This is a genomic window from Enterobacter asburiae, from assembly GCF_024599655.1.
Taxonomy (GTDB): domain Bacteria; phylum Pseudomonadota; class Gammaproteobacteria; order Enterobacterales; family Enterobacteriaceae; genus Enterobacter; species Enterobacter asburiae_D.
The window spans coordinates 2107625-2125238 of sequence record NZ_CP102247.1 but is presented as its reverse complement, the minus strand read 5'-3'; the positions used below and the strand labels follow the sequence as shown (position 1 = coordinate 2125238).

The following is a 17614-nucleotide window of genomic DNA, read 5'->3' as shown; positions in this document are numbered from 1 at the left end:
GGATTACTCCTCCGGCAGAAGCTTCCAGCGCGGATCGTTATCCGGCAATGCGACCAGCGGCTGCACGACGGTCAGCGCGATCTCATTGGACGAGACGCGCTGGCCTTTCTCATCTTCCACCACCGCCGACAGGTGCCAGCGGTTTGTCGCCCCTTCGCGGTCATCCCAGGCAGGCATAATCACGCTCCAGCCGTCGCTGCTGTTGCTTTTAGTCGGCGACGTCAGGCTCAGCGCCTGCGTATCCCCCTGCCAGTGGATCTGACGAATACCGTTCGTGCTGCGAACCTGCAGCTTCAGCATAACGGTCTCGCCCCCTTTCAAATCCCACGGCGGCGTTGCCAGCCACACGGACAGCGTTTTACGCTGGCGGAACTCCATCACCGGCAGGCTATTGCGCTCCGGCGAGTCATAGCGGCTTCCGCGCAGGGAGCGCGTGGCGGCGACTTCACTGGCGGAAAGCTGCTTAACCAGCGGCACGCCAAAGCGATAGTTGAGCTTCAGTCCGAGGTTATTCTGGCTCGCGCCACTTTCGCCCTGCTTATGCGCGGCGGTCAAGGTGACCAGCGGAACGGGGGTATAGTTAAGCCCCAGATTCACCGCTACCGGGTTGTGATAGCCGGTTCCGCTCTTGAAGAGGTCGACGTTATCGCCAAAGTATTGCTCGAAGCTGACGCTGGTATTGAGATGATGGAACCACGGCAGCCAGGCTTTAGCGGTGACGTCATATCCGCGCGCCATGCGCTGCTCCTGGACGTCGGAGCGATCGCGCCAGCCGGCAAAGGGCTGATAATAGTTAGCTGACAGGCGCAGATTTTCCCCCCACGCTTCCGCACCCAGTCCGGCACGCTGCAGGTTTTCATCCAGGAGGTTATCGTAAAAGGTGTTGTAACCCAGCAGCCATTTTCCGGCGACCCAGCGCTGACCGATTCCAGCGTTACTCACCAGCCCATCCGTCTGCTGGGTCAGGCCAAGCTGGCTCCAGCTCAGATAACGGTTGTTATCGTTCCAGGGAATAAACCAGCTCCCGCTGCTGCCGTTAAATTTGCCATCGTTATCTACCAGCAAGTTCACGCTGGCGTTCCCCCAGGGCGAAAGCCAGGATTCAATCTGCTGGTTCACTTCGCCGCTCACCGCGTCGCGCACCTGACCAAACGCAAACTGACGCGCCTGCTCGCCCGTTGTAAGGCCGTTATCGGTCATGCTGGCTTCACCGAAGGCTTTCGCCATTTCGGCCAGATGCTTCTCCCCCTCGCCCGTTGGTACCGCCATGCCGAGGTCAGGCAAACTATCCCCATTGTTATCGAAGGGATGTTGTGCCTGCTGGATAAAGGAATTCGGCGCACCGTGAACGGCTCCTGCCGTAAGAAGGGGGAGTAATAACAGCAAACGAATGCGGGACGATACAGCCATCAACGTCGTAAATAAGAACCTGTGTTTATGAATAAACTCTTATTATGTTAACGCGATAAGCCTTGAAATACAGTCCTGGCGGACATTTCAGGATTATCCTGAAACAGCCCTTTCAGCTCCGGCACGCAGGAGCCGCAGTTCGTACCACAGCGCAGCTTCACCCCCAGCGCGCTGACGGAGTCACACCCTCCGGCAATAGCCTCCCGTATCGCCTTTTCCCCGACGCTGAAACAGCTGCAGATAATGCGTCCCGGATCCGCCACCTTCCCGACGCTCTGCCCGTTCAACAAGGCGTGGCGTTCTGTGGGCAGCACGGGTGGTGAATGAAAAGCGGCTTCAATCACCGCATGCGCCAGCGCCGGTAACGCGGTACCTTCCCAGAAACCCAGCATCAACTGGCCTTCATGCCAGGCCAGCACGCTGCTGCGTTCACCGGCTTGAGCAACCTGCAGCTGCCAGCCCCGGCCGCTGGCGTAATCCATTAGCCACGGCAGCAGCGGTTTATCGCACGCCACCGTCAGGCGTGAAGCTTTACGCCACCAGTTAACCGAAGAGGGCATTTCTGGCCATTCACGAGCATAGAGTTCCCCCTGCCAGGCGGGCTGCCAGGGCATGATTCTGACGGCGGTTTGTTTACTCTCCGGCTGGCCCGAAACCGGATCGCAGCGCCCTTCCACCAGCGCATTCACCTTTCCCTGGCGGGCAAACTCAGTGTTCCAGTGCATCGGGACAAAAGCGTTCCCTTCACGCTGGCCGTCGCTGATGCGCACTCTTGCCACCATGACGCCTCGCGGCGAGCTGATGCGCGCCAGCTGGCCGTCGCACAGGGAAAACCGAACGGCGTCCGCGGGGCAAACCTCAACAAACGGTTCGGCGATATGCTGCATCAGCCTGGCCACATACCCTGTTCGCGTCATGGTATGCCACTGATCGCGGATGCGCCCCGAGTTGAGAATCAGCGGGTATAACGCGCTGACCGTCGCACCGTGCGGTAGAGGGTTAACGGGAACAATGTTTCGGCGCGGAAAATCCCCCGTCGGCCACTGCCAGGGCTCAAGCCGCTCCCACTCCTCACGGGTTAGCGCAGCCAGGTCATGAAGGTTTAACGCCCGCGCGCCGTCATTTTCGAAGGCCGTCAGCGCCGCATGCTCGCAAAAAATCTCGTGCGGATGTTGCCAGGCAAAGGCCTCGTCGTAGCCCAGCCGTTTTGCAACCTGCGCGACGATCCACCAGTCTGGCTTTGCCTCACCCGGCGCGGGCAGAAACGCGCGCTGGCGCGAAATGCGCCGCTCAGAATTGGTCACCGTGCCGTCTTTTTCTCCCCAGCCCAGTGCCGGAAAACGGATATGGGCGAACCGGCTGGTGTCGGTATCGTTCATCACCTCAGAGACAATGACCAGCGGGCAGCTCGCCAGCGCCTGACACACCGCGTGGCTGTCCGGCAGCGAGACGGCAGGATTGGTGCCCATGATCCACACCACCTTCACCTCGCCGCGAGCAATGGCGTCAAACAGCTCCACCGCCATCAGTCCCGGGGTTTGCGCCAGCCGTTCCGTTCCCCAGAAACGCGCCACCCGCGAAAGATCGTCCGGCTCAAAGTTCATGTGCGCCGCCAGCTGATTTGCCAGCCCGCCCACTTCCCTTCCGCCCATCGCGTTAGGCTGTCCGGTCAGCGAAAACGGGCCGCAGCCCGAACGGTTAAATTTCCCGCTAGCAAGGTGAACGTTAATGATGGCGCTGCACTTGTCGCTGCCGCTGGAGGACTGGTTGATTCCCATGGTGTAGAGCGTGATGGCCCGGGGTGCCGTCATAAACCAGTCGTAAAACGTGCCAACATCCTGAGGCGAGAGGCCGCAAAACGCCGCCACGCGCTCAACGGGCCACTCATCCGTTCCCTGAATCAGGTTCAGCAGGCCGACAAATAATCCGGCATCGCTCCCCGGCGCAAGCGCCAGATGCAGGTCAGCAATATCACAGGTGGCGGTTCTGCGCGGATCGATTACTACTACTTTCATCTGCGGATTGTTGTGCTTTGCCTGCACCAGCCGCTGATACAGCACCGGATGCGTCCAGGCCGCGTTTGATCCCACCAGCACCACCAGATCGCTGTTTTCCACATCCTCGTAGCTGCAAGGCACGACGTCTTCACCGAAGGCGCGTTTATAGCCAACGACCGCCGATGACATGCAGAGCCGGGAGTTGGTATCAATGTTCGCCGCGCCGATAAACCCTTTCATCAGCTTATTGGCGACGTAATAGTCCTCGGTAAGCAATTGCCCGGACGCGTAAAACGCTACCGCCTGCGGCCCCCATTTGTCGATAATATCCTTGAGGCGCTCGCCTGCCGCGTTCAGCGCCTGCGCCCAGTCCACTTCAAGGCCGTCAACGACCGGGCGCAAAAGCCGCCCCTGTAATCCCGTCGTCTCCCCCAGGGCCGATCCTTTCACGCACAGGCGACCCAGGTTCGCAGGATGGGTTTCATCTCCCCGAACGCTGACCGCTTCATCTTCCACGCGGGCGACCACGCCGCAACCGACCCCGCAATAGGGGCACGTTGTCCGGGTTTCCGTCATGAGGCCTCCGCACGTATCACCAGGGCATCATTTCCAACCCACACTTTGCCGTTCTCAATTTTGACTGGCCAGGCGTGTACCGCGGGTTCGCCGTTTTCCACCTGACAGCCGTCGCGCAGGCGAATACGCTGCTTGTAGAGCGGAGAGATCACCATCGGCTCCCCCGCCGCATCGCCAAGAATGCCGCGTGAAAGCACGTTCGCGCTGCTGCCCGGCTCCCGATCGTCAAGTGCATAGACGGTTTTGCCAAAGCGGAACAGCGCGATCGGCTTACGCCCAAGCCGCGCGGCGATTCCCGCCTGCTCCGGGATATCGTCGATGCCGCAGATTTCCTGCCAGCGATTGCTTTCATCCGACGGCGCGACGTTCACCGCGGTGCGGAACAGCGCCAGACGGTTGGGATCGTTAAGCGTGGTTTGCCATTCGCACTGATACGTCTCTACCACACGGATCATCTCCTGCTCCAGCTCGTGGGCGATGCCCAGGCTGTCGTTGAGGATCACCTCCCGCAGATAGTCGAGACCGCCTTCCAGGTTGTCCATCCAGGTGCTGGTGCGCTGCAGGCGATCCGCCGTACGAATGTAGAACATCAGGAAACGGTCAACGGTTCGGATCAGCGTTTCATCGTCCAGATCGCTGGCGAAAAGGTCCGCGTGGCGCGGCTTCATCCCGCCGTTGCCGCACAGGTAGAGATTCCAGCCTTTGTCCGTGGCGATGACTCCCACGTCTTTACTCTGCGCCTCGGCGCATTCGCGGGTACAGCCGGAGACCGCCATTTTGATCTTGTGCGGCGCTCGCAGGCCTTTGTAGCGGTGCTCGAGCCTGACCGCGAGGCCGGTGGAGTCCTGCACGCCGTAGCGACACCAGGTCGACCCGACGCAGGATTTCACCGTACGCAGGGATTTCCCGTAGGCGTGCCCGGTTTCAAACCCAGCTTCCACCAGCGCCTGCCAGATCTCCGGCAGCTGTTCGAGGGTGGCGCCGAAGAGGTCGATACGCTGGCCGCCGGTGATTTTGCTGTACAGGCTGTAGCGTTTCGCAATCTGGCCGATGGCGATCAGCCCATCGGCGGTCACTTCCCCCGCGGGCATGCGCGGCACGATGGAGTAGGTACCGTCCTTCTGGATATTGGCGAAGTAGCGGTCATTGGTGTCCTGCAGCGGCAGGTGTGCCGGTTTCAGCAGATACTCGTTCCAGCAGGAGGCAAGCACCGACCCCACCAGCGGCTTACAAATTTCGCACCCGTGCCCCTGACCGTAGCGGCTGATGAGCTGGTCAAAGGTGCGGATATGGTTGACGCGCACGAGGTGGTAAATCTCCTGGCGCGAGTACGGGAAGTGCTCGCAGATGTCCTTTTTCACCTCCACGCCCTGCGCCGCCAGCTGGAACTCCATGACCTGCTTCACCAGCGCGCTGCAGCCCCCGCAGCCGGTCGCCGCTTTAGTGCACTGCTTAACGGCACCGATATCCGTAGCGCCCGCGCTCACCGCCTGGCAGATATCGCCTTTGCTGACGTTATGGCACGAACAGATCTGTGCCTTTTCCGGCAGCGCCGCCACGCCGAGCGCTTTCGGCGCACTGCCTGACGAAGCAGGTAAGATCAGCGTTTCCGGCTCTTTTGGCAGAGCTATCCCGTTAAGCATCATCTGCACCAGCGTGGCGTATTCGCTGGCGTCGCCCACCAGCACGCCGCCGAGAAGCGTTTTACCGTCGTGGCTGACCACGATTTTCTTGTAGATTTGCTGCGGACCGTGCGTCCACTGGTAGCTCAGCGCCCCCGGCGTGCGCCCGTGAGCATCGCCAAAGGACGCCACGTCCACGCCGAGCAGCTTGAGCTTGGTGCTCATATCTGCCCCGGTGAAGGTTTTCTCCTCACCCGCCAGCGCGGCGGCGGCCACCCGCGCCATCTGATAACCCGGCGCGACCAGACCGAAAATTTTCCCTTCCCACAGGGCGCACTCGCCAATGGCCAGCACGTCCGAATCGGAGGTGTGACAGCCGTCGTCAATGCAGATCCCGCCGCGTTCGCCGACAGCCAGCCCGCTGCTGCGCGCCAATGCGTCCTGCGGACGAATGCCGGCAGAAAAGACCACCATGTCCGTTTCCAGCTGTTCGCCATCGGCGAAGCGCAGCACCAGCCCGCCGTCCGCGGTGGCGATCTCCGTCGTCGCTTTACTGGTGTGGACGCCGACGCCCAGCGCCTCGATTTTCTTGCGCAGCATCGCCGCGCCGTCGTTGTCGAGCTGGACCGCCATCAGATTAGGCGCAAACTCCACTACGTGAGTTTCCAGCCCGAGCTGTTTCAGGGCATTCGCCGCCTCGAGCCCCAGCAGGCCGCCGCCAATCACTACGCCGCGGCGTGAGCCCTCCGCATGCGCCGCAATCTTGTCCAGATCGTCAAGGGTGCGGTAAACAAAACAGCCCGGCAGATCGTTGCCCGACACCGGTGGGACAAACGGATATGAGCCGGTCGCCAGCACCAGCTTGTCCCAGTGGGTTTCATGCCCGCTTGCGGTACGTACCACATGCGCATCGCGATCGATTGCGACAATCTGCTGCGACAGGCGCAGCTCAATGCCGTTGTCGGCAAAGAAATCGCCGTCCACCAGCGAGAGAGACTCCGCGCTGCGCCCGCCAAAATATTCCGACAGATGCACGCGGTCGTAGGCGGCATAGCGCTCCTCGCCAAAGACAACGATCTGATACTGCTGATGCAGATTGCGGTTAACGCAGTCTTCGAGGAAATGATGGCCGACCATACCGTGTCCAACCACCACCAGAGTAGGTTTTGTCATAGCGTTCTGTCCTGCAACCTGCGGTTGCGTAGTGAAACGATCGAACAGCCAGTCCGCGTGGGCGGGCGCAGCCGTTGCCAGTAAATCGGTAAATGTTGCCGCGCTGCGGCAGTCCCCCATCAGCAGCACGCCAGCCAGCGCCCCCTGATGGATCAGTAAACGACGATAGTGGCGGGTCAGCGGATCCCATGCGCTCCAGACCACGTCGCCCTCCTGCTCTGCCGCGCGACCGAGGCTGAACAGCGCCACGCCGGTCACCTTGAGGCGCACGCCGCTGTCGGTCAGGACAAACGGCGCGGTGACGTCCCCGGCCAGCCGCGCGGCGAGGATATCCGCATGCGCCAGACAGGGGGCGACGAGGCCAAACGTCTGGCCGTCAATTTCGCAGCACTCGCCAATGGCGTAGACGTCCGGCACGGAGGTTTGCATCTGGTGATCCACCACGATGCCGCGCGCGCAGCGAATGCCGCTGGCCTGCGCCAGCGCAGCGTTAGGCTGCACGCCGGTCGCCAGCACCACGCGAGCGGCGGCGACGCTGCGCCCGTTGAGCAGCGTCACGCTATTTTCGCTTATCGCTGTAATGCCAGAGGCGAACTCACAGCGCACGCCCCGCGCCGCCAGCGCCTCTTCGAGCAGCATGCCCGCCTGCTGGTCCAGCTGCTGCTCCATCAGCCACGGACCGCGATGAACAAGCGTGACGTTGTCACCTGAACGCGCCAGGGCTGCCGCCGTCTCAACCCCGAGCACGCCGCCGCCCAGCACCACCGCCGGACCGGCGATCGCCTGAATGGCCCGGGTATCCTCCAGGGTGCGGAACGTGAAGACATGCGGTGCATCGCAGCCGGGAATTGGCGGAATAAAGGGCGTTGACCCGATGGCGAACACCAGCGCATCCCAACCCAGCGTGCGGGCGGTGGTTTGCACTTCGCGCGTGTCCACGTTCATGGCGATCGCCTTTTCGCCCCGCAGCACCGTCACGCCGCGCGCCTGGTACCAGTCGTCATCCTGAAGACAGATACCCGCCGCCGCTTTTTCACCGCCCAGCACCGGCGAGAGCTGGATACGGTTATAGGCATGCTCCGGCTCGTCACCGATGACGGTGATAGCGAAACGATCGGGGGCACGCCCGGTGAGCGCGGCAATCAGCCGCGTAGCCGCCATGCCATTGCCGATAATGACCAGTCGCATCAAAGCCCCCTCGCTACGCCGCTTTCGGCTGCTTTTCGTAGAGGAAATGCAGGATCTGCTGACGCATGTGGTGATAGCGACTGTCATCGGCCAGCTGCACCCGGTTACGTGGGCGCGGCAGGTCCACGCGCAGGATCTCCCCGACGGTGGCCGCCGGGCCGTTGGTCATCATCAACACCCGATCGGAGAGCAGCACCGCCTCGTCCACGTCGTGGGTAATGAGCACGATGGTGGTGTTCAGCGCCTGCTGGATCTGCATCACCGAGTCCTGCAGATGGGCGCGCGTCAGGGCGTCGAGCGCGCCGAAGGGTTCATCCATCAGCAAGACTTTCGGCTTCATCGCCAGCGCGCGGGCAATCCCGACGCGCTGCTTCATGCCGCCGGAAATCTCCCCCGGGCGCTTATACAGGGCGTGCCCCATCTGCACGCGGTCGAGGTTGTGCTCAATCCACTCTCTGCGTTCCACCTTGCTCATGCTGTGGCGAAACACGTGATCGACCGCCAGGGCCACGTTGTCGAAGCAGGTGAGCCACGGCAGCAGGGAATGGTTCTGGAACACCACCGCGCGCTCCGGACCCGGCCCGGCGATTTCGCGGTTGTCGCAAATCAGCCCGCCTTCCGTCGGCAGCGTGATCCCAGCGATAAGGTTCAGCAGCGTCGATTTGCCGCAGCCGGAGTGCCCAATCAGACTGACGGTTTCGCCCTCGTGGATATCAAAAGAGACGTTTTGCAGCGCAAGAAACTCGCCGCTGGCGGTGGAAAAACGCTGGCTCACGGCCTGGACCTGAATTAATGGTTTCATGTTCGCTCCTTATTTTTCCTGCCAGCTAAAGCGGCGGGCGATCAGCATCAGCCCCTGCTCCAGCAGCAACCCGACCACGCCAATGATGACGATGGCGATGAGAATGTTTTCGACGTTGAGGTTGTTCCACTCGTTCCAGATCCAGAAGCCGATCCCTAAACCGCCGGTCAGCATCTCGGCGGCGACAATCACCAGCCAGGCGATGCCGATGGAGAGGCGCACCCCGGTCAGCACCGCGGGCAGCACCGCCGGGAAGAGAATGCGGCGCATGATGGTCCACTCGGAAAGCTGCAGCACCCGTGCGACGTTAAGGTAGTCCTGCGGAATGCGGCGAACCCCTTCGGCGGTGTTGATCACCATCGGCCAGATGGAGCAGATAAAAATGGTCCAGCTGGAAGCCGGTTCCGCTTTCTGGAACAGCAGCAGGCCGATGGGCAGCCAGGCCAGCGGGCTAACCGGGCGTAACAGCGCGATCAGCGGGCCGAACATGCGCGAAAAAAAGGTGAAGCGGCCAATTAGGAAGCCGAGCGGGATCCCGGCGAACGCGGCCAGGCCAAAGCCCACCGCCACACGCTGTAATGAGGCGAGCACGTTCCAGCCGATACCCATGTCGTTTGGCCCGTCGCGATAAAACGGATCGGCGAACAGGGTAATGGCGGAATCGAGCGTGCTGAGCGGCGTCGGGAAGCCTTTGCTGTTAATCGCCGCCAACTGCCAGAGCACGACCAGCAGTCCCAGCCCCAGAAACGCCGGAATGATGCGCTGAAGGACCGCGTTGATCCGACGCGCAAACGTCGGCGTACGGCGGCGAACCTGCACGGGTGGCAGGGGGATGACTTCCCCACTCACCGGTGTCTCTTGTGATGTCGTCTTTTGCAGATGCGGCATAATCAGGCCCCTTTACGATGAATGGCGAAACGGTTGGCGTATCCTTCCGGGTCGGTACCGTTCCAGACGGTGCCGTCCATCAATGTGCTACTGCGCAGTGGTGAAGTCGGTGTGGTAATGCCCCCCACCGCCGTGGCGGCATCCTGCCAGACCGCGGTCTGGTTAATGCGCTGTGCGATGCCCGCATAGTCCGGCGCGGCTTTGAGCAAGCCCCAGCGGCGGAACTGGGTTAAGAACCACATGCCGTCGGAGTGATACGGGTAGCTGACGGCCCCTTCGTTGAAAAAGCGGATCGGGTGCGCATCCTGCCAGCGCTGTCCCAGACCGTTGTCGTACTCGCCGAGCATGCGTCCGGTGAGATACTGTTCCTTGCAGTTGAGCCACGCCCGGCGGGAGAGGATCTGCGCGGTTTCGCGTTTGTTTTCCGGGGACGCCTCAATCCAGCGCGCCGCCTCCAGCACCGCGCTCACCAGCGCCCGCGCGGTGTGCGGGTTTTTCTCCACCCAGTCGCGACGCGTACCGAGAATTTTTTCCGGATGGTCGGCCCAGATAGACTGTGACGTGGCGGCGGTAAAACCGATGCGGTCGTTGATGGCTCGCGCGTTCCACGGCTCGCCGACGCAAAAGCCGACCATGTTGCCAATGCGCATGTTCATCACCATCTGCGGTGGCGGCACTACTACCGTGCGCACGTCATCAAAGGGGTTAATGCCCGCGCTGGCCAGCCAGTAGTAGAGCCACATGGCGTGCGTCCCGGTCGGGAAGGTGTGCGCGAAGGTATAAGTGCCGGGCGCCTGCTGCCCAATCAGCTTTTTCAGCCCATCGAGATCGCGAACGCCCTTCTCTGCCAGATCGCTGGAGAGCGTAATGGCCTGACCGTTCTGGTTGAGGGTCATCAGGTTAGCCATCTGCTGTGGCTTACCGGCGATGCCCAGCTCCAGTCCGTACAGCAGGCCGTAGAGAATGTGTGCGGCATCGAGTTCGCCCGCCACCAGCTTGTCGCGCACCGCCGCCCAGCTCGCCTCTTTGGTGGGCACGATGGTAATGCCGTATTTTTTATCAAACCCTTTCAGCGCCGCGATAACCACAGGGGCACAGTCGGTCAGCGGGATAAACCCGATACGCACCGTTTCCTGCTCCGGTTTATCCGAGCCTGCCGCCCACGTGGCCTGCATGACACCCGGTAACAGCATTGCGCCACCCGCCAGCATGCTGGCCTGCAAAAATCGCCGTCTCGACAAATCCGCCATAACCGCTCCTGAAAAAAAGCCAAAAAAAAGCGCCCACCGTGCCGGAGCACCGCTGGACGCCTTTATCCCGAAGACGCATGCACCGCCGTTGGCGCATCGTCAAAAATGGTTAATCTGATAATGCAAAGTAAATGCCAGGTTTTAACGCACTGTTTTTTGCAGCGCTTACCGTATTCCCTCGACTTTACGCACCGCAATCATGCAGAAAATGCCCACTGACCGTGCAGTTACTCCTTTGGTGTTACCTGCCACAAATTCTTCACCATGAGCAGCGCGCGGGCGATATCCACCATCCTTTGGTTCTTGTCCATCGCCATTTTGCGCAGCGCGGTCCAGGCCTGTTCCTCACTCATATTCTGATGCGTCATCAGCACGCTTTTCGCTTTATCAATGATTTTGCGCTCTTCAAGCGTATCGCGCAGCGACGCAAGCTGACGTGAGAGCTGCTCTATCTCGCGTGCCTGCTGGCGAACCAGGGTGAGCAACGGTTTTTCCGGATAACGGATCGGCGGGTCATCCTGTTCATCGGCGGTGAGCGCGTACTCATCGTCACGGTGAATGCATTCGTCCACCGCGACCATCAGATCGGCGATGATCGTCTCCTCCAGCGTGCGCAGATGCTCAAGGCGCGCGGTTTGCAGAGCAAACCAGTTCAGCGCGGTAAGGCCATCATCTGCGGCAGGCTGGCGGGTACAGGCCACGCGCCGGAGCTGCTCCGTTTCACGATCGGGCTGACAGTGCATTGAAAAGGTGGCCTGAACGTCAGCGGCGCTGTGTGAGAGAAAGATCTCAAAGCAGGCCTGCTGCCCGTCAATACGGTCAACCAGCCTCTGGCGGGTCACCTCATCGAAAAAGCCCTGCGTGAAGCCAATCGCCCCCAGCGCTCGCTCCTGTCCCGCCAGCTCTTTGCCCTGCATCAGGCTATAAAGCGCGACAAAACGTCCTGCGATTTGCGGATCGTCAATGCTGTCATTGAGTTGCGGCACGATACTGAGCAGATGGCGAAGCATGCGGGAGTAGTGTTCCATCGCCTGCGGTGCCGTTACCGTTTGCTGAATCACACCGTCACGCAGCGCGGGAAGCGTATCCAGACTCAGGAGCGCGCCGCCGATGCGTTCACAGACGGTACTTCCCGGGATCGGCGACTGTGTTTCAAGAATGCCGTAAAGGGCTGCGAGATTTTCATCCACCAGCGCCCGGCTGGCTTTGCATTCGGGGGCGTACAGCTTACCCTGTGAGCAGAGCCAGACGTTGGACGCCCCGCGCTCGCACTGTAACATGTGCACCAGTTGGCTAATGCCGTGCACAAGTACGCCCAGCTGTGCCAGCTTGCTGAACTGCTCCTGACGCATCATTTTTGCGCGCGTGAGCCATTCTGCAGCGCCTGGCGAAATGCCAGCCATTAATGTCATGCTTACTCTCCCGGACAGCGAAACTCGGAAGAATTAAGCAATATTCGTGCCTTTATAAGAACAGGAGTCAACATGCAGAAGATTGTGATCGTCGCCAACGGTGCGGCCTACGGCAGCGAATCTCTTTTTAACAGCCTGCGCCTGGCGATTGCGCTGCGTGAAAAAGAGAGCGACCTGGCGTTACGGCTCTTTTTAATGTCGGATGCGGTCACCGCGGGGCTGAAGGGTCAAAAACCGGCAGAGGGCTATAACATTCAGCAGATGCTGGAGATCCTGACCGCGCAAAACGTACCGGTGAAGCTGTGCAAGACCTGCACCGACGGCCGCGGCATTACCGGACTGCCGCTGATTGAGGGGGTAGAAATTGGTACGCTGGTTGAGCTGGCCGAGTGGACGCTGTCCGCAGATAAAGTATTAACTTTTTAATAATAAACTCGTAAAAATATTATTTTCTTATGGACGCGGTTTCAGCATCAAGTTTACCTGCGGGGTTGCCGATAGGCATGGAAACAACACAGCAGGTATTTCACTTATGTTCAGATCGATTCGTGCACGCATCATCGCTGCGACGGCAGGCTGTCTGGTCGTCGCCCTTCTCCTCAATACCGTCATTAACTTTCAGGTAACACGTCAGGATAACCAGCAGTCTCAGCGCGATATCCTGACCAGCACCAGCGCCAGCCATAACATGGCGATTGCCGACTGGGTCAAAAGCAAGATGACGGTGATTGCCTCTGCGCAGACCGTTGCGCTGAATGACGATCCGGTTCCGGTGTTTAAACAGCTTGCGCAGGCGGGTGGTTTTACCAACGTCTATGTTGGCTACGCCAGCAAAACGGCGAAATTCTCTGAGCCGGCGGGCGTCCCGGCGGACTATGACCCGACCATTCGCCCGTGGTATCAGCAGGTAGTCAGCACGGACGGTCCGGTTGTCACCGCGCCCTACGTTGACGCGGGGACCGGTAAGCTGGTGGTGACCTTCGCCGTGCCGGTAAAAGAAAATGGCACCCTTAAAGCGGTGGTGGCGGGCGATGTGGCGATGGACAGCGTGGTGGCAAACGTGCGCGGGATCCATCCAACTCCGGCCAGCAGCGGGTTGCTTCTGAACAGTGACGGCAGCGTGATTGCCGCTAACGATCCGGCCCTGACGCTCAAACCCTTTGCTGAGACGATCAAAGGCATTGATTTTGCTGCGTTGAAAAGCGGTAACCTCGTCGACGGAACGCTGAACGACGCTGAAAAAACCTTCGTGGCGACAGCCGTACCGGGCACTAACTGGCTGTTAGTCGTCGCGCTGGACAACGGTGACGCCACCTCCGGCATGCGTTCCCTGCTTAAAGCATCGGCGATTTCGCTGGTGTTCCTGGCACTCCTGAGCGCGGCCATTGTTCACTTCCTGATTGCCCGCCTGCTGAAGCGTCTGTCCGACATTCGCGACGCGATGCACAACATTGCCAACGGGACTAACGATCTGTCCCAGCGCCTGCCGGACAGCGGCGAGGACGAAGTCGCGCAGATTGCCCAGGCCTTTAACGCCTTCAGCGATAAGCTGTCGGTGGTGATGGTGCAGCTCCGGGATGCCAGTGAATCGGTGAAAAACGCGGCGCAGGAGATTGCCGCGGGTAACCAGGATCTTTCCGGACGTACCGAGCAGGCGGCATCCAGCCTGCGCGAGACGGCCAGCGCCGTGGAGCAGATCACCGCCTCCGTGACCCAGTCGAATGAATCGGCAGCAGAAGCCAACGATCAGGCGAGCAAAGCCTCAGCGGCCGCGGCGCGCGGCGGCGAGGTGGTATCGCAGGCGATCAGCACCATGCAGTCCATTGAGGTTGCGTCGGCAAAAATTGGCGATATCACCAGCGTGATTGACGGCATTGCTTTCCAGACCAACATTCTGGCGCTGAACGCCTCCGTCGAGGCGGCGCGTGCCGGTGAGCAGGGGCGCGGGTTTGCCGTCGTCGCAGGCGAAGTGCGTAACCTGGCAAGCCGTAGTGCTCAGGCGGCGAAAGAGATCAAATCGCTGATTGATTCCACCACCGACAGCGTGGCAACCGGCTCCCGCTACGTGCATCTGGCAGGGGAAAGCATGGATGAGATCCGCTCCAGCATCGGCAGCGTCTCCGGCATCATGCGCGAAATTTCCATCGCCACCAGCGAGCAGATGAAAGGCATTCACGAGATCAACCACGCGGTGACCCATCTCGACCGCATGGTGCAGCAGAACGCCGAGCTGGTGGTGGAATCCGCCGCCGCCGCGGGTGCCCTGCAGAGCCAGGCGGGCGACCTTGCTGAAACAGCCGGCCATTTCCGCATTTAATTTTATTCCGGCGCGGGTTTTCGGGTAAAACCCGCGCCAGCTGAATGCTTTCAGGCATTTTGTCATTTTTGTTTAAACGTTATGCCATTTTTTGATCAAAATCATCATCCCTCGCCCCCCGCTTTGGTGTTATGCAATGAGTAATTTGTGAACAATATCACGCTCGGGATGGGCAAAATCGACGGGGTAAAAAATGGCACTGGTGAAAACAAGTTTGAAACTGTTTGGCGGGGATACGGTAGTGGTGCGTTGCTCAGAGCGCTGCCGTATTCATCTGATGAGTGCGAAAGCACAAAAACAATCCCAGGCGGATATTCTGACCGTGCAGGACGATAAGGCCTGGCTTACCGTGCCGTATACCGGCACGTGGGATGTGCTGATCGACAGCCACAGTCAGTCGCTGGAGCATTCCGTCAGCTACGTGGCGGCATAAGATTAAACGCCCGGCGAGCCGGGCGTATTATCAGGCAAAGCCTGCTCGCAGCGTGCCGTTGAGCGGGTTCCCTTCCAGCAGTGCCTTCACCTTCGCCACCAGCTCATTCAGACAGTCGTCCTTCATGCCGAGGCGGGTTAGCTCCTGATCGAGGGAGAAGAGATACTGCGCGTTGGTGCCCAGCGGCCCGCTCGCGGCGGCAATCAGCGGGGCAATCACCTGCGTACGGGTATCCGCTTCATACAGCGGATGGCGCGGGTCCATAATAAACACCAGCGCATTGACGGTACGACCGTCGTCCAGTTCCAGCTTGCACCAGCTCGGCATATAGCAGCCGGTGATCATCTCGCGCTTCCAGAGCAGCGTGAGCTCCTCCTCCAGCGTGGCATCCGGAAGGCGATACGCCACGCCCGTGGTGCGCCCGCCCTCTTTCAGTGCAAGCATGCGTCCCGGCTGGCACGCGCTGCCGCGTCCGGCCGTCAGGCGCAGGCAAAATGCGCGGTGCCAGCCAGGCAGCGTGCCCGTTGCCGATTCGACAAATTCCAGAGCCGGGTTCCACATCAGGGAGCCGTAGCCAAAAATCCATACCGGGCCATCATCCGGGCGGCAGGCAAGCGTGGCAGCGAGTGACGCCGCACGTTGTTCAGCTGACCAGAGAAGCGATTCCTCAATAGCACCAAATGCCGTCTTACAATCTGCCTTCATTAAGAAATCACGCGTTAACACTTTCCACCTCCGCCACTGCATGCTTCCTTGCGACATCTGTAATTCGCCTTCCCGGCATTATGTGCTGGTCATTTTGCCAGCAGTTAAATAACGATAAGCAATTAGCGGACCAGTTGCAATACAACGGAAGTTCAACCGCCTGAAAAGTCAAAATGAAGGCAGCGAATTATTTCACGGCTATTTCTTTTTATGCCATTTATCGTCGTCTCCTTTCTCATATTCATGTTTTACGGCGGCCCAGGCGACTTTGTGCGCCGTCTCTTCACGGCTGGCATCATCCCGGCGATCGTCCTTATCTTTGTATTGATCCCAGGCGCTGTTAAACGCCTCTTTGTAGATATCCTGCGCATGGGCGGGCAGCACGTTTTGCACGTTATCGGGTAATTCGCGTTTCGTTTTATAGGGCATCACTGACCTCTCTTTTGGCTAAAGAGATAAGTGTGGACGACGATATGGCAGCGTGCCACCCCGCGATAATTTATGAATATATACCATTTATAATTCGTTGTTATTTAATGAATATTAAATAAAGACAGAGAATTATAGACATCAAACAGAAAAATCATGACAAAGGGTAAAATTAAGTAAAAAATAAAGGGTATTTAACAGAGATCTGTTAGTTTAATGACCTCAAAATTCTATCTATAATTACAAGCACCTGCATTGATGGAGAAGCACATGACAGCAACACACGAGGCGGTAAAGACCCGCCACAAGGAGACGTCACTCATTTTCCCGGTTCTGGCACTGGCTGTGCTGCTCTTCTGGGGAAGCAGTCAGTCACTGCCAGTGGTGGTTGGTATCAATATTCTTGCCCTGGTCGGCATCTTAACTAGCGCATTTAGCGTCGTTCGCCATGCGGACGTCCTGGCCCACCGTCTGGGCGAGCCGTACGGATCGTTAATTCTCAGCCTTTCCGTCGTTATCCTCGAAGTTAGCCTGATTTCCGCGCTCATGGCGACCGGCGATGCCGCGCCGACGCTGATGCGCGACACGCTCTACTCGATCATTATGATTGTGACGGGCGGCCTGGTGGGCTTCTCTCTGCTGCTGGGCGGCCGCAAGTTCGCGACCCAGTATATGAACCTGTTCGGCATTAAACAGTATCTGATTGCCCTCTTCCCGCTGGCCATTATTGTGCTGGTCTTCCCGATGGCGCTGCCGGGTGCAAACTTCTCCACCGGTCAGGCGCTGCTGGTCGCGCTCATTTCCGCCGCCATGTACGGCGTGTTTCTGTTGATTCAGACCAAAACGCACCAGAGCCTGTTTGTGTACGAGCATGAAGATGACGGCGACGATGATGACCCGCACCACGGCAAGCCGTCGGCCCACAGCAGCGCGTGGCATACGGTTTGGCTGATCGTGCATCTGATTGCGGTGATTGCGGTCACCAAGATGAATGCCAACCCGCTGGAAACGCTGTTAACCGAGCTGAACGCGCCGGTAGCGTTTACCGGCTTCCTGGTCGCCCTGCTGATCCTGTCCCCTGAAGGGCTGGGGGCGCTGAAAGCGGTGTTGAATAATCAGGTGCAGCGCGCAATGAACCTGTTCTTCGGCTCCGTACTGGCGACGATTTCACTTACCGTACCGGTAGTGACGCTGATTGCCTTTATGACGGGCAACGAGCTGCAGTTTGCGCTGGGCGCGCCGGAGATGATTGTGATGGTCGCCTCGTTACTGCTGTGCCAGATTTCATTCTCAACCGGACGCACCAACGTGCTGAACGGCGCGGCGCATATGGCGTTGTTTATTGCCTATTTGATGACGATTTTTGCGTAGTGTTTTTTGCCCAGCGGCGCTTCGCTTGCAGGGCCTACGGG

The 17614-nt window shown here is 59.6% G+C and carries 13 protein-coding genes; 4 read left to right on the top strand and 9 right to left on the bottom strand.

Annotated features, from left to right (window positions below; all coding sequences use genetic code 11):
• Positions 1 to 3 precede the first annotated feature (3 nt).
• From NQ230_RS09990 to nasR, 7 genes are all read right to left on the bottom strand, one after another.
• Positions 4 to 1410: a YchO/YchP family invasin gene (locus NQ230_RS09990; RefSeq protein WP_257260992.1), complete on the bottom strand. Its 1407-nt coding sequence runs from the start codon at positions 1408 to 1410 to the stop codon at positions 4 to 6.
• 47 nt (positions 1411 to 1457) lie between these two features.
• Complete coding sequence (locus tag NQ230_RS09985; protein ID WP_257260991.1) at positions 1458 to 3983, bottom strand: nitrate reductase; 2526 nt, start codon at positions 3981 to 3983, stop codon at positions 1458 to 1460.
• On the bottom strand, positions 3980 to 7966 hold the full coding sequence (gene nirB / locus NQ230_RS09980) for a nitrite reductase large subunit NirB (protein ID WP_257260990.1): 3987 nt from the start codon (positions 7964 to 7966) through the stop codon (positions 3980 to 3982). The genes NQ230_RS09985 and nirB overlap by 4 nt, the downstream gene beginning before the upstream one ends.
• A gap of 13 nt (positions 7967 to 7979) precedes the next feature.
• The gene (locus tag NQ230_RS09975; protein WP_257260989.1) at positions 7980 to 8768 is read right to left on the bottom strand and encodes an ABC transporter ATP-binding protein; all 789 of its coding nucleotides are present in this window, start codon (positions 8766 to 8768) and stop codon (positions 7980 to 7982) included.
• Positions 8769 to 8777: 9 nt separating this feature from the next.
• Entirely contained in the window at positions 8778 to 9656 is an 879-nt protein-coding gene (gene ntrB, locus NQ230_RS09970) for a nitrate ABC transporter permease (protein ID WP_121424052.1), read from the bottom strand.
• A 2-nt stretch (positions 9657 to 9658) separates the two neighbouring features.
• Positions 9659 to 10906 carry a CmpA/NrtA family ABC transporter substrate-binding protein gene (locus tag NQ230_RS09965; protein WP_121424054.1) on the bottom strand — a complete coding sequence of 416 codons (1248 nt, stop codon included), beginning with the start codon at positions 10904 to 10906 and terminating at the stop codon, positions 9659 to 9661.
• A gap of 227 nt (positions 10907 to 11133) precedes the next feature.
• Complete coding sequence (nasR, locus tag NQ230_RS09960) at positions 11134 to 12318, bottom strand: nitrate regulatory protein NasR (protein WP_257260985.1); 1185 nt, start codon at positions 12316 to 12318, stop codon at positions 11134 to 11136.
• Positions 12319 to 12390: 72 nt separating this feature from the next.
• Here nasR and NQ230_RS09955 point away from each other — a divergent pair, with 72 nt between their 5' ends.
• The 3 genes from NQ230_RS09955 to NQ230_RS09945 all read left to right on the top strand — a co-directional run bounded on the left by NQ230_RS09955 (position 12391) and on the right by NQ230_RS09945 (position 15068).
• Complete coding sequence (locus NQ230_RS09955; protein ID WP_257260983.1) at positions 12391 to 12744, top strand: DsrE/DsrF/TusD sulfur relay family protein; 354 nt, start codon at positions 12391 to 12393, stop codon at positions 12742 to 12744.
• 106 nt (positions 12745 to 12850) lie between these two features.
• Positions 12851 to 14635, top strand: a complete 1785-nt coding sequence (locus NQ230_RS09950; protein ID WP_257260981.1) for a methyl-accepting chemotaxis protein — start codon at positions 12851 to 12853, stop codon at positions 14633 to 14635.
• A 193-nt stretch (positions 14636 to 14828) separates the two neighbouring features.
• Entirely contained in the window at positions 14829 to 15068 is a 240-nt protein-coding gene (locus tag NQ230_RS09945; RefSeq protein ID WP_013096243.1) for a DUF1883 domain-containing protein, read from the top strand.
• 30 nt (positions 15069 to 15098) lie between these two features.
• Here NQ230_RS09945 and NQ230_RS09940 read toward each other — a convergent pair whose 3' ends face one another.
• The gene (locus tag NQ230_RS09940) at positions 15099 to 15794 is read right to left on the bottom strand and encodes a gamma-glutamylcyclotransferase (protein WP_257260979.1); all 696 of its coding nucleotides are present in this window, start codon (positions 15792 to 15794) and stop codon (positions 15099 to 15101) included.
• Between the two features lie 177 nt (positions 15795 to 15971).
• Entirely contained in the window at positions 15972 to 16202 is a 231-nt protein-coding gene (chaB, locus tag NQ230_RS09935; RefSeq protein ID WP_008499518.1) for a putative cation transport regulator ChaB, read from the bottom strand.
• Between the two features lie 270 nt (positions 16203 to 16472).
• On the opposite strand from chaB, the gene chaA reads away from it, so the two are divergent.
• Positions 16473 to 17573 carry a sodium-potassium/proton antiporter ChaA gene (chaA, locus tag NQ230_RS09930; protein ID WP_023312122.1) on the top strand — a complete coding sequence of 367 codons (1101 nt, stop codon included), beginning with the start codon at positions 16473 to 16475 and terminating at the stop codon, positions 17571 to 17573.
• Positions 17574 to 17614 lie beyond the last annotated feature (41 nt).

Excerpts from the sequence above, each read along its gene's own strand:
- NQ230_RS09955 (WP_257260983.1), top strand. The coding sequence starts at position 12,391 with ATGCAGAAGATTGTGATCGTCGCCAACGGTGCGGCCTACGGCAGCGAA.
- NQ230_RS09950 (WP_257260981.1), top strand. The coding sequence starts at position 12,851 with ATGTTCAGATCGATTCGTGCACGCATCATCGCTGCGACGGCAGGCTGT.
- nirB (WP_257260990.1), bottom strand. The coding sequence starts at position 7,966 with ATGCGACTGGTCATTATCGGCAATGGCATGGCGGCTACGCGGCTGATT.
- NQ230_RS09975 (WP_257260989.1), bottom strand. The coding sequence starts at position 8,768 with ATGAAACCATTAATTCAGGTCCAGGCCGTGAGCCAGCGTTTTTCCACC.
- NQ230_RS09990 (WP_257260992.1), bottom strand. The coding sequence starts at position 1,410 with ATGGCTGTATCGTCCCGCATTCGTTTGCTGTTATTACTCCCCCTTCTT.
- NQ230_RS09965 (WP_121424054.1), bottom strand. The coding sequence starts at position 10,906 with ATGGCGGATTTGTCGAGACGGCGATTTTTGCAGGCCAGCATGCTGGCG.
- NQ230_RS09985 (WP_257260991.1), bottom strand. The coding sequence starts at position 3,983 with ATGACGGAAACCCGGACAACGTGCCCCTATTGCGGGGTCGGTTGCGGC.
- nasR (WP_257260985.1), bottom strand. The coding sequence starts at position 12,318 with ATGACATTAATGGCTGGCATTTCGCCAGGCGCTGCAGAATGGCTCACG.
- ntrB (WP_121424052.1), bottom strand. The coding sequence starts at position 9,656 with ATGCCGCATCTGCAAAAGACGACATCACAAGAGACACCGGTGAGTGGG.
- chaA (WP_023312122.1), top strand. The coding sequence starts at position 16,473 with ATGACAGCAACACACGAGGCGGTAAAGACCCGCCACAAGGAGACGTCA.
- NQ230_RS09945 (WP_013096243.1), top strand. The coding sequence starts at position 14,829 with ATGGCACTGGTGAAAACAAGTTTGAAACTGTTTGGCGGGGATACGGTA.
- chaB (WP_008499518.1), bottom strand. The coding sequence starts at position 16,202 with ATGCCCTATAAAACGAAACGCGAATTACCCGATAACGTGCAAAACGTG.